The organism is Planococcus sp. ISL-109, from assembly GCF_018613655.1.
GTDB lineage: Bacteria > Bacillota > Bacilli > Bacillales_A > Planococcaceae > Planococcus.
Genome location: NZ_JAGGPW010000015.1, coordinates 1 through 12,652, shown reverse-complemented (window position 1 = coordinate 12,652; position 12,652 = coordinate 1). Strand labels below are relative to the sequence as shown.

The following is a 12,652-nucleotide window of genomic DNA, read 5'->3' as shown; positions in this document are numbered from 1 at the left end:
GAATGAAGAAAAAACCGATGTATATCGCAGGAAACTGGCAGGAAAGTGAGGACGCGACGTGGCTTGAGACGAAAAATCCGTCAACCGGCGAAACTCTTGCACAAGTGCCGCGAGGAAAAGCGGAAGATATTGACCGGGCGGTAAAAGCTGCAAGAACGTGTTTCGAATCACAAGCGTGGCAGCAGTTCATCCCGGCAGAGCGGGGGCGTATACTGCATAAAATTGCAGCAGCACTCCGGGAGGATCTGGAGGAGATCGCGCTACTCGAAACACAGGACACCGGCAAGCCTTTGACCCAAGGGAGAAAAGACGTCGAAGCGGCGGCGCAGTATTTCGAGTACTACGCAGGAATGGCCGATAAGATTTTCGGCGAAACGATTCCTGTACAGCCCGGCATTCTCGATTACACATTGCGCGAGCCGATTGGTGTGACTGCTCATATCGTGCCGTGGAATTACCCGCTGCAGATCATTGCGCGCTCAGCTGCAGCGGCGATTGCCACTGGTAATACGGTCGTTGCAAAACCGGCGGAAGATACGCCGCTGACAGCATTGAAGCTTGCGGAAATCATCGGCCAAACCGCGCTGCCGAAAGGCGTCTTTAATGTAGTGACAGGCTTTGGTTTTGAAGCAGGAGCCGCGCTGTGTGAACATCCCGATATCGACCACATTACGTTCACCGGTTCGGTACAAACCGGTTCCGGCGTCATGGCGGCGGCTGCGAAAAACGTCAAGCCGGTCACGCTCGAACTCGGCGGCAAATCACCGAATATCCTGTTTGAGGATTGCGACCAAGAAGAAGCACTTGATTGGGTGACGCGCTCGATCATCCAAAACGCTGGGCAGACTTGTTCAGCGGGCTCGCGTTTGTTGATCCATCAGTCGATCAAAGAGGACTTCTTGAGAAAACTGGCGGAGAAAATGACAGCCATCAAAATCGGAAAAGGCGAAGACGATGCCGAGCTTGGCCCGATTTTAAACGATAAGCAATACGAACGGATCGAGACCTTTATGGAAACGGCGCGCAAAGAAGGCGCCAAGTTTCTTGCTGGTGGCAAGCGCGAGGAGCGGGCGGATCTGGCGGGTGGCTATTTTTTCCAGCCAACCATCATCGATGGCTTATCGCCGGATAGCTATGTTGCACAGGAAGAAATTTTCGCACCCGTCGTCGCCGCTTTCGCGTTTGAAACGGAAGAGGAAGCCATACGCCTGGCAAACGGAACTGAATACGGATTAGTTGCCGGCGTTTGGACAAAAGACGGCGCACGGGCTCACAGGGTTGCCGCGAAAATCCGTGCGGGCCAAGTGTTCATTAATAATTACGGCGCGGGCGGCGGTGTGCAGATGCCGTTCGGCGGTTATAAAAAAAGCGGCTTTGGCCGGGAAAAAGGGCTTGAAGCTTTGCGCAATTATACTGTGTTGAAAAATGTCGCGTTGAAATATTGATCCATTGGAAAAGGGCTGTCCTCAAGTGAGGACAGCCCTTTGTTTTGCAAGGTAACTTCATGCATTTTGATTTAAATATTAACCCGTAACGAACGGGGAATCATTTCCATTGAAAGTGTTTGCTTTCAGTGCCGCGGTAATAGTTCCACTGGGTGCTCTCTAACTTAAGCAACGTAAACCCTACCTTCTTTTACGTCCTTGCAATCCTGTAATCGCGCCAGTGTGAATAAGTATCTTCAAAAACATTGTGTAGAATGCCATTTCATCAAATTTATAGGTTACCTTATAGTTAACTCAGAATACTATCTCATAATGTCGGGTATAAGTCAATGATAGGGCTTTATAGTATCCCATGTTGTTTTTGAAAAAAAGAAATTGATGTATAATGAGAGTCATTACTGTGGAAGAAGGGGATTTTTGTGGAAACGCGTTATGCAGATGATAGCTTGGCATTACATACCGATCTGTACCAAATTAATATGGCGGAAACCTATTGGGCGGACGGAATGCACGAAAGGCAAGCGGTTTTCGAATTGTTTTTTCGGAAATTGCCATTCGGCAATGGATATGCCACATTTGCTGGACTCGAACGGGTGCTCGACTATCTGAAGAACTTTCGTTTTACAGAAAGCGATATTGCCTATTTGCGGGAAGAACTTGGATATAAAGATGACTTTCTTGATTATTTGAAAACGGTGCGTTTCACAGGAGATGTTTATTCGGTCGTTGAAGGAGAGCTTGTGTTCCAAAACGAACCCTTGATCCGTGTTGAGGCGCCTTTGATTGAAGCGCAATTGATCGAAACTGCAATGCTCAATATCATTAATTACCAAACCTTGATCGCGACAAAAGCGAGCCGTATCAAGCAAGTCGTCGGCATGGAGCGGGTCATGGAGTTCGGTACGCGGCGCGCACAGGAAATGGATGCAGCCATTTGGGGCGCGCGCGCAGCTTATATCGGCGGTTTGGAGGCGACGAGCAACACGCGCGCCGGCAAATTGTTCGGCATACCTACAGCCGGTACGCACGCCCATTCAATGATCCAGGCATATAAAGACGAGTACGAAGCTTTTCACGCTTATGCTCAGCGCCACCGTGATTGCGTCTTTCTCGTCGATACGTACGATACGTTAAAGTCGGGTGTACCGATCGCTATCCAAGTAGCACAAGAGCTGGGCGACAAAATCAACTTCCGCGGCATTCGCCTCGATAGCGGCGATATCGCCTTTTTATCGAAGGAAGCGCGCAAGATGCTCGATGAAGCAGGGTTTTCGGAAGCTGAAGTGGTCGTTTCCAATGATTTGGATGAATACACCATCTTGAACTTGAAAGCGCAAGGGGCGCGCGTCGACTCGTGGGGAATTGGAACGAAACTGATTACGGCATACGACCAGCCGGCACTCGGCGCAGTGTACAAGCTCGTATCGATCGAAAACAGCGGCGGTGATATGGTCGACACGATCAAGATTTCAGGAAACGCTGAAAAAGTGACGACGCCGGGCTTAAAAAAAGTTTACCGGATTATAGATAGGGAAAATGGGAAATCAGAAGGTGATTATATTGTGATGCACGATGAAGATCCAGCTTCTGAAGAGCGTTTGAAAATGTTCCATCCGGTCCATACTTACGTTTCGAAATTCGTCACCAATTTTGAAGCTGTCAATATCCATCAACAAGTCGTCAAAGCGGGTCAAGTCATTTACGAAAACCCGCCGCTTGAAGAAATACAAAAGTATGCGAACAGAGCGCTTGATCTATTATGGGATGAATACAAGCGTTCGCTCAACCCCGAAGAATATCCGGTGGACTTGAGTGAGAAGTGCTGGAATAACAAGATGCGCAATATCCAGGAAGTGCGGGAATCCGTGCAGCAATTCACCAATAAATAAGGAGGATCCACATGTCGACTTTACAGCAGCAAATCATCGATGAACTGAAAGTGCAGCCTACGATTGATCCGCAACAGGAAATCAAGCGCACCGTCCAATTCTTAAAAGACTATTTGAAGCATCATTCATTCTTAAAAGGTTTTGTTCTTGGAATTTCCGGAGGCCAGGATTCGACGCTTGGTGGAAAATTGACACAGATGGCCATTGATGAATTGAATGAGGAAAGCGGCGAAGCGACATATGGTTTCTATGCAGTGCGTCTGCCTTATAGCGAGCAAGCTGATGAACATGATGCGCAAGATGCGTTGAATTTTATCAATCCGACGAAAGTTTATAGGATCAATATTAAAGAAGCGGTCGATGCGAGCGACCGTGCGTTAGAAGCGCAAGGTATCGAGCTGACGGATTTTGCAAAAGGCAACGAAAAAGCACGCGAACGCATGAAAGTACAATACTCGGTCGCCGCGGCGCATGATGCGATCGTCCTCGGTACAGACCATGCAGCGGAAGCGATCACAGGCTTTTACACGAAGCACGGCGACGGTGCGGCTGATTTGGTGCCATTATTCCGTTTGAATAAACGCCAAGGCCGTGAAATGCTCAAGGCGCTCGGCTCGCCTGAGCATTTGTATACCAAAATTCCGACTGCCGATTTAGAAGATGACAAACCGGCCATTCCCGACGAAGTGGCGCTCGGTTTGACCTATGATCAAATCGATGATTATTTGGAGGGCAAGGAAATTCCTCAGGAAGCGCGGGAAAAGCTGGAAGGCTATTACTTGAAAACACAACACAAACGCCATTTGCCGATTACGATTTTCGATGATTTCTGGAAATCATGAACCTAAATGAAGAGCCGAGACGGAGAAAAATCCTCATTTTTCTCCGTCTTTTTTATCCCGCTTATACGGCCAGTGGGTTGACTGGCAATCAGTGGAGGATGAACCCCAACTGATTGAAGTTTCCCTTGATGTGCAATGTGAAGTATAAACGTACTTCTCGCCTGGTCTGTCTTATGGCTCAGTTGAGTTATCCGCAGTAATCCGATATGATGACAGTAAGATTGTGATAATTCAAAACCTTTTCGATTTGTATGGGAGGAACTAATATGAAAGCGACAGAGCGTCTAGGAAAAGTTATAGATAATATTGAAAAAGTGATCATCGGGAAGCGGGAAATCGTTGAACTTAGCTTGGTCGCTTTATTGTCCCACGGCCATGTTTTGCTTGAAGATGTCCCGGGTGTCGGCAAAACGATGCTCGTGCGGGCGCTGGCAAAATCGGTCGGAGCGGATTTTAAGCGCATCCAGTTTACGCCGGATCTTCTGCCGTCCGATGTCGTCGGGGTGTCGATTTACAACCCGAAAGACATGCAATTCCATTTCCGCCCGGGCCCGATCATGGGCAATATTGTCCTGGCGGATGAGATCAACCGGACATCCCCGAAAACCCAGTCCGCGCTGCTAGAGGCGATGGAGGAAGCCACAGTCACGACGGATGGCGTAACCATGCGCATTCCAAAACCATTTTTCGTTATGGCGACCCAAAACCCGATTGAATATGAAGGGACATACCCTTTACCGGAAGCTCAACTCGACCGATTTTTGCTGAGAGTGAAAATGGGCTATCCGACACACGCAGAAGAAATCGAAGTGTTGACACGTGCCCAGTCCATTCCGCCGATTCAAGAGCTCGAAGCGGTTCTGACGCTGGAAGAATTGCTCAAGCTGCAAGAGGAAGTGCGGACCATCCGCGTAGACGATACGATCCGCAAGTATATCGTTGATCTGGCCAGCCAGACGCGCCGTGACCCATATGTGTATTTGGGGGTCAGCCCGCGCGGTTCGATCGCGCTGATGAAAGCAGGGCAAGCCTATGCCATGTTGAAAGGGCGCGATTTTGTCACGCCGGATGATGTCCAATATTTGGCGAAATTTGTTTTCGGCCACCGGATCATGCTTCGTTCAGAAGCCCGTTATGACGGCATCACAGCTGAAGAATTGACGGAGCGCATCATTGCGAAGACGCACGTACCTGTCCAAAGGCTTGTGAATCAATGAAGAGAATCAAACAAATAATGGATTCATCGGGCAGGATGATTTTTGTGCTCATCCTGTTTTTTTTAACTTTTTCATTCGCCATGTTCCAAGGCGGCTTTGTCAGCTGGTTCATATTTTACGTATCTTTGCCGTTCATCGCCTATTCAGTGCTGTTGTCGTTTTATCCACTCGGGAATTTGCGCGCAGAGCGGAAGGTCCATACTGCCCGCGTTAAAAGTGGCCATCGGTTTTCCGCTACTGTCACCATCCATCGAACTTTGCCGTTTCCGCTCCTTTATACCGTTCTTTACGAACAAGCCCAATCTCCCAGGCTGAAAGCCCGATTGGCGGAATCGGCCCAGCAGATGTTGCTGCCGGGTTTCCGGCGCGATTTTTCGTGGACTTATGAAATTGAGCAAATGCCAAGAGGTGAACATGTGCTAGAAGGTGTCACGATCGAAACGGCTGACTTTTTCGGCTGGGTGAAAAAACAGCAGCTGCTGCCGGTCCGCCAATCTATCCTCGTCTTTCCGAATACGGTCGAACTGATGTATCGCCCGATCGGCTCTAGCTTTAACCAAGGCTCAATTGCCGCGCCTTTCACTTTAGTGAAAGACACGACGATGGTAAGCGGAATCCGCGATTACCAGCCAGGCGACCGGGTATCGTGGATTCATTGGAAATCGTTTGCGCGCACTCAGACAATGCGGACGAAAGAATTCGAAGACCGTCAATCCCAAGATCTGTTCTTGTTGGATGACCGGTCTCCATCGGACGTATTCGAAATTCAAGTCGAGCTCGTCGCCTCCATTCTCACCTCGGTCGTCTCGGCACATGCCAGTGTCGCGTATTTATCCGCAGGCACACCGCGAGCTTTTTTCCCGCTGATCCAAAATGATGAGCAATTACAGCGTGCGCTATATCATTTGGCGAAAGTTCAGGATGACCTGGACCGGCCGATCGAAACAGTCGTTGGTCAGGATCTGAAGCAGGTCCGTGTGTCGAGCCTTGTTTATGTGACAGGATCGCTGTCGCGCAAAATGGTCGACGAGATCCGCCGAAACATCACGGGCTTAAGCCATTGCCTTTGTTTGGTCGTTACAGAAAAAGGGCAAACGATCACCCCGGATGATGAAAAAGTTCATCAGTATGCAAGGTCGAAAGGCTTCCACGTGAAATCGATCGGTCCCGAGAATTTCGCTTCGGCGTTTATGGAAGGGAGCCGCTCATGACTTCTATCCAAAAAAACAAAGTATTTATGGGGCTACTTTACGTTTTGGTGTTTTTCCTTCTATCTGAGTGGCTGCGCCCTGTCATCGATTTGACTGAGACTGGGCATCACCAATTATTTCTGGCTTTTGTCGCGCTCGGGTTAATCATGGCGTTTTTCGAAATTCCATGGTGGATTACGGGGCCGTTGAAGCTGGTGTATATTCTTTGGTTTATCGTTTATGTCTACACAGGCAATTTGTTTTTTACACTGGAAAGCTTGGGCTTTATTGCACAACAGGCAAGCACCAGCTTGTCGGCATTGCTGAGCCAAAACTGGCAAGCGACGACTGATCTATTCCGCACCGTTCTGTTTTTTGCATTATTATGGATGGCCATTTACCTGATCCATTACTGGGTCAGCTTCCGCCTCAGCATTTTCTTGTTTTATTTGCTGACGGTCATTTTTGTCGCGGTACTCGATACATTCAGCCCCTATTCAGGGGATGCAGCGATTGTCCGCATCATGGTCATTGGGCTGCTTCTGGCAGGCTTATTGCATCTCGCCAGGTGGATGGAGCGGCATCGTGCGGTCGACAAGACAGAAAAACTTCTTGTTTATTCGGTTCCTTTGTTGCTGTTATTGATCGCATCAACCACGGTCGCTTTTTATTTGCCGAAAGCTGATCCGATATGGCCTGATCCGGTTCCGTATATTACGTCATATTCCGGCCAAGGCGGCAGCGGGCAAGGGAGCGTCGGGCGCATCGGTTATGGCGTCGATGATACACAGCTCGGCGGTTCATTCGTTTCCGATGATACGACGGTCTTTAGAACGGAAATCGAAGACGGGCAATATTGGAAAGTTGAAGTGAAAGATGTTTACACGACGAAAGGCTGGGAGCTATCCGACGAAAAAGCAGACGAGCAGTTTTATCGCAATGGAGAAGTCGTCTCGACCGATTTTCCGCCTGCGGAAGATGGAGAACAAACTTCGGCATTGGTGGATATACAGCAGCCATTCCCATTTGTCCTGTATCCATACGGGACGGCTTCTTTTCTAATGGAAGACACATTGGAATACCGTTATGATCCGGTGCAGCAGCGTTTTGATACCTTACAGGAAGGTGAAACGTTCGAGCCGGATGTTTATGAAGTGTTTTACAATGAGCCTACCTATAGTTTGGCCGCACTACAGGAAACGGAACTAGAAGCCCTTGCAGAACTTCCGGCCGAATTTGACCGCTATCTGCAACTGCCGGATGCGCTGCCGGAGCGGGTGGAAGAGCTCGCTGAAGAAATTGCCGCGGGATCGACGACCGTCTACGACCAAGCGCGTGCAATCGAAAGCTATTTCGGTACAGGTGGTTTTGAATACAGCCAAAGTGATATCCCGGTTCCAGCAGAAGACGAGGATTATGTCGATCAGTTTTTGTTTGAAACGATGCGCGGCTATTGTGATAACTTTTCCACGTCGATGGTCGTCATGCTGAGGTCACTCGATATTCCGGCGCGCTGGGTCAAAGGCTTTAACGAAGGTGAAGTCATCGATACTGTCGATGGCTACGATGTTTACGAAGTAACCAACAACAATGCACATTCTTGGGTAGAAGCCTATATGCCAGGTGTTGGTTGGATGATGTTCGAGCCGACGATCGGTTTTACCGGAGCCTCGGACATTGATTTTGATCTTGAAATCGAAACTTCAGAACCGGAATCCGATGAAATGCCGGAACGGCCGGAGCCTGAACCAGAATCGCCGGTTGACGAGTCGGAAGATGCTGCGGATGCGGCAGTTGGCCCGACCATCGGTGAACGGTTTATCCAATTTGTCTCCGACAATATCGGAAAACTGATTGTCGCCACGCTCGGCCTGCTGTTGCTCGCGCTGATGGTGTTCAAAGTGCGCAAAAGGTGGATGCCGAAAGTGCTCATTCCATATTACCGGCGAAAAGGTGGGGGATCGGAAACGTTTGAAAAAGCCTATCTGCGGCTCCTGAAGCAGTTAGAGTTGTACGGCATCCGGCGAGCACCGGGGCAAACGCTACGCTCTTACGCCGAATACGTCGATTCGTTCTATGGCACAGAGGAAATGACCAAATTGACTGCTGTTTATGAAAAATCCGTTTACGGCGGCGATTCACAGTCGGTTGATTGGGCTGAAATGCAGGAAAGTTGGGAAAATTTAATCAATAGGACAAGCGGTTGATTTTGAAAAGTCTAGACTGTACAATTGAGAAAATTATAGAATACAGTGCTCTCATATATGTCCGATGATACGGTTCGGATGTCTCTACCAAGTTACCGGAAATGACTTGACTATGAAGGCGGATGACGCATGTGCATTTGCATGCGCATTCGTCTTTGTGCAGTAGAGGACAAGAACGCGAGGAGTGATTTTTCGCGTTCTTTTGTTATGTTGAGGTCTGAATCGAATAGAAGAGGTGAAGGATTTGCCAGTTAGTCCAATGTTGAAAGAACAGAAGAAAATCGTCGTCCTGGATTTCGGCAGCCAGTACAATCAATTGATTACGCGCCGCATCCGGGAAATCGGTGTCTATAGCGAACTCCACCCACATACGATCACTGCTGACGAAATCAAGGAAATGAACGCTACGGGCATCATCTTCTCAGGCGGCCCGAATTCCGTTTATGACCAGAACGCTTTCTCTATCGATCCTGAAATTTTCGAAATGGGTCTTCCAATCCTTGGAATTTGCTACGGTATGCAGCTGATGGCTTTGCGTTTAGATGGCAAAGTGGAAAAATCTTCCAGTCGTGAGTATGGCAAGGCGGAATTGACGCTGACGAAAGAAAGCTCCATTTTCAAAGATGTTCCGGAAGAGCAAATCGTTTGGATGAGCCACGGTGACCTGGTCACTGCAGCACCTCCGGGATTTGATGTTATCGGCACTAGCCCGGGTTGCCCGATTGCGGCGATGGCAAACGAAGAACGTAAATTCTATGGCGTCCAATTTCATCCGGAAGTCCGCCATTCCGTCTATGGCAACGAAATGCTACGCCAGTTTGTATATGACGTATGTGGCATGAAAGACGAATGGTCGATGGAAAACTTCATCGAACTGGAAATCGAAAAAATCCGCGAGCAAGTGGGCGACAAAAAAGTCCTTTGCGCACTTAGCGGCGGCGTCGATTCTTCGGTCGTAGCGGTGCTGATCCACAGAGCGATCGGCGATCAATTGACGTGCATGTTCGTCGACCACGGCCTGCTGCGCAAAGGGGAAGCCGAAAGCGTCATGAAGACTTTCGCCGACGGTTTCCATATGAATGTCATTAAAATAGATGCCCAAGAACGCTTTATGGCAAAACTCGAAGGCGTCAGTGATCCAGAGCAGAAGCGCAAAATCATCGGCAATGAGTTTATCTATGTCTTCGATGATGAAGCTGTAAAACTGGAAGGCATGGACTTCCTCGCACAAGGAACGCTTTATACCGACATTATCGAAAGTGGCACGACAACAGCCCAAACGATCAAATCCCACCACAATGTGGGCGGACTACCTGACGATATGCAATTTGAATTGATCGAACCCCTCAACACTTTGTTTAAAGACGAAGTGCGGGTACTAGGCTCAGAACTTGGCATGCCGGATGAAATTGTTTGGCGCCAGCCGTTCCCAGGCCCAGGTCTCGGAATTCGCATCATGGGAGCTGTTACGGAAGAAAAACTTGAAATCGTCCGCGAGTCGGATTGGATTTTGCGCGATGAAATTAAAAAAGCCGGTCTCGACCGAGATGTTTGGCAATATTTCACCGTTCTTCCGGATATTCGCAGCGTAGGTGTCATGGGCGATGCCCGTACGTATGATTACGCAATCGGTATCCGTGCCGTCACGTCAATAGACGGCATGACATCGGATTGGGCGCGCATCCCATGGGATGTACTTGAAAAAATCAGTGTTCGCATCGTCAACGAAGTCGATCACATTAACCGCGTCTTGTACGATATTACGAGCAAGCCACCAGCAACAATCGAGTGGGAATAACATCAAACGGCTGCAGTTAGCAGCCGTTTTTTTAATTTACGAACTTTCTGTTAAAATCAAGTGACATTGTTCGTGTTTAGTCTTGTTTTTTCATACCTCACGTGGTATTCTATTGATGAAATTAAATAAGCTTGTCGTATAAATTCAGGAATATGGCCTGAGAGTCTCTACCGGTTCACCGTAAATGATCCGACTACGATTTTTTGTCCGCCCAAACAAATAGGCGGACTCTCTGTTTTTGGACGGGGATAATCGGACGCATACGGCAATCGCTGTATGCGTTTTTTATGTAGACTTATACAAGAGCATACGGAGGAATCATGTATGAAGAAGTATTTTCAATTTGAAGAGCTGGGTACAAATTACCGCCAGGAATTTATCGGCGGCTTAACGACCTTTCTTGCGATGGCTTATATTTTGGTCGTCAATCCGCTGACGCTGACGATGGATTCGATTCCAGATTTGGATCCGGCACTGCGCATGGATTACGGGGCAGTCTTTATGGCAACTGCACTTGCTGCAGCGCTCGGCAGTTTAATGATGGGTATCGTCGCCAGGTATCCGATCGCTTTGGCACCAGGTATGGGGCTCAATGCATTTTTCTCTTATACCGTTATTCTTACGTATGGCGTGCCGTGGCAAACGGCTTTGACAGGTGTTCTAGTTTCGGGGCTCATTTTCATCGTGTTGACCTTGACGGGTATCCGTGAAACGATCATCAATGCCATTCCTGCGCAACTGAAATATGCAGTGGGTGCTGGCATCGGCTTGTATATTACTTTTATCGGTTTGCAAAACGCTGGAATTGTTGTAGGAAATCCCGATACACTTGTCGGGCTCGGAGATTTGACGACCGGTTCCGCATTGCTCGCGATCTTTGGATTGTTCATCACAGTCATCATGATGGTCCGGGGAATTAAAGGCGGCATTTTCTTCGGTATTTTGATCGCTGCAGTCGTCGGAATGATTTTCCAAGTCGTCAGCTTGCCGACTGCCATCATTGACTTGAGTGTTCCGAGTCTTGCGCCGACATTCGGTGTCGCTCTTGAACCTATCTTCAATGACCCAGGTTCATTAATGACGATCCAGTTCCTGGTCATCGTCTTAACATTCTTGTTCGTTGATTTCTTTGACACTGCGGGCACATTGGTTGCCGTTGCGAACCAAGCTGGCCTAATGAAAGACAATAAATTGCCGCGAGCAGGAAAAGCATTGCTCTCTGATTCGATTGCAACAGTAGGCGGGGCGATCTTCGGAACATCGACAACGACTTCCTACATTGAATCAACATCTGGAGTTGCTGCCGGAGCGCGTTCCGGCTTTGCTTCCGTGGTCACTGGCATACTCTTCCTGGTGGCAATCCTGTTCTATCCACTTCTCTCTGTCATCACAAGTGCGGTGACGGCACCGGCATTGATCATCGTCGGCGTCCTGATGGTCTCAGCGCTCGGACAAATCGAATGGAACAAGTTTGAAATCGCAGTTCCGGCATTTCTGACAATGATTGCGATGCCGCTCGGCTATAGCATCGCAACCGGGATTGCGATCGGATTCATTTTCTATCCAATCACCATGCTCGTTGCGGGCAGAAGAAAAGAGATTCACCCGATCATGTACGGGCTGTTCTTGATTTTCATTTTATATTTTATTTTCTTAACTTAGCAGGGGGCCGCCAACAATATGTTGGCGGTTTTTTCTGTGGGTTTTGTAAATTCTTTATATTATATAGAAGGAAAGCAATTTTTTAGAGAAGAGGAGGAGTACTTAATCTCTCTTTTATTTCAATTTGCATCCATTGTTAATAAGGATTGGCATCTTAGGAAAGTCTTTGGATGAAAAGGAAAGACCTCCTTTCAAATTTGTAATAATTTAATGGTTGAATATTAAGAATATTACGTTATAATAAAGGGGTGTAAAAGTTTCTCGAGAAAAGCTTGACGCGATTTTTCTGGCGTGCTATATTAGTCAAGTCGCCAAGAGAGGCACACAACTTGAACCTTGAAAACTGAACAGCAAAACGTCAATAATACAGTCGCGAGCAATCGTGACAAACTTACTGATCAG

General features: G+C 48.2%; 8 protein-coding genes and 2 riboswitches. All 8 genes read left to right on the top strand.

Annotation, left to right across the window (positions count from 1 at the left end; genetic code table 11):
• Positions 1-2: 2 nt before the first annotated feature.
• The 8 genes from J7E21_RS11415 (at position 3) to J7E21_RS11380 (ending at position 12,250) form a co-directional block, all read left to right on the top strand.
• A complete protein-coding gene (locus tag J7E21_RS11415) occupies positions 3-1,445 on the top strand; it encodes an aldehyde dehydrogenase family protein (protein ID WP_215107765.1) in 1,443 nt (480 codons plus the stop codon).
• 419 nt (positions 1,446-1,864) lie between these two features.
• The gene (locus J7E21_RS11410; RefSeq protein ID WP_215107763.1) at positions 1,865-3,334 is read left to right on the top strand and encodes a nicotinate phosphoribosyltransferase; all 1,470 of its coding nucleotides are present in this window, start codon (positions 1,865-1,867) and stop codon (positions 3,332-3,334) included.
• A gap of 11 nt (positions 3,335-3,345) precedes the next feature.
• On the top strand, positions 3,346-4,176 hold the full coding sequence (gene nadE, locus J7E21_RS11405) for an ammonia-dependent NAD(+) synthetase (RefSeq protein WP_215107761.1): 831 nt from the start codon (positions 3,346-3,348) through the stop codon (positions 4,174-4,176).
• Positions 4,177-4,442: 266 nt separating this feature from the next.
• On the top strand, positions 4,443-5,393 hold the full coding sequence (locus J7E21_RS11400; RefSeq protein WP_215107753.1) for an AAA family ATPase: 951 nt from the start codon (positions 4,443-4,445) through the stop codon (positions 5,391-5,393).
• Positions 5,390-6,604 carry a DUF58 domain-containing protein gene (locus J7E21_RS11395; protein ID WP_215107751.1) on the top strand — a complete coding sequence of 405 codons (1,215 nt, stop codon included), beginning with the start codon at positions 5,390-5,392 and terminating at the stop codon, positions 6,602-6,604. Before J7E21_RS11400 ends, J7E21_RS11395 begins: the two co-directional genes overlap by 4 nt.
• On the top strand, positions 6,601-8,790 hold the full coding sequence (locus J7E21_RS11390; RefSeq protein WP_215107749.1) for a transglutaminase TgpA family protein: 2,190 nt from the start codon (positions 6,601-6,603) through the stop codon (positions 8,788-8,790). The genes J7E21_RS11395 and J7E21_RS11390 overlap by 4 nt, the downstream gene beginning before the upstream one ends.
• 31 nt (positions 8,791-8,821) lie before the next feature.
• Positions 8,822-8,923, top strand: a riboswitch (purine riboswitch).
• A gap of 126 nt (positions 8,924-9,049) precedes the next feature.
• Positions 9,050-10,588, top strand: a complete 1,539-nt coding sequence (gene guaA / locus J7E21_RS11385) for a glutamine-hydrolyzing GMP synthase (RefSeq protein ID WP_215108013.1) — start codon at positions 9,050-9,052, stop codon at positions 10,586-10,588.
• A gap of 114 nt (positions 10,589-10,702) precedes the next feature.
• Positions 10,703-10,804: riboswitch (purine riboswitch) on the top strand.
• A 108-nt stretch (positions 10,805-10,912) separates the two neighbouring features.
• Positions 10,913-12,250: an NCS2 family permease gene (locus tag J7E21_RS11380; protein WP_215107747.1), complete on the top strand. Its 1,338-nt coding sequence runs from the start codon at positions 10,913-10,915 to the stop codon at positions 12,248-12,250.
• Positions 12,251-12,652 lie beyond the last annotated feature (402 nt).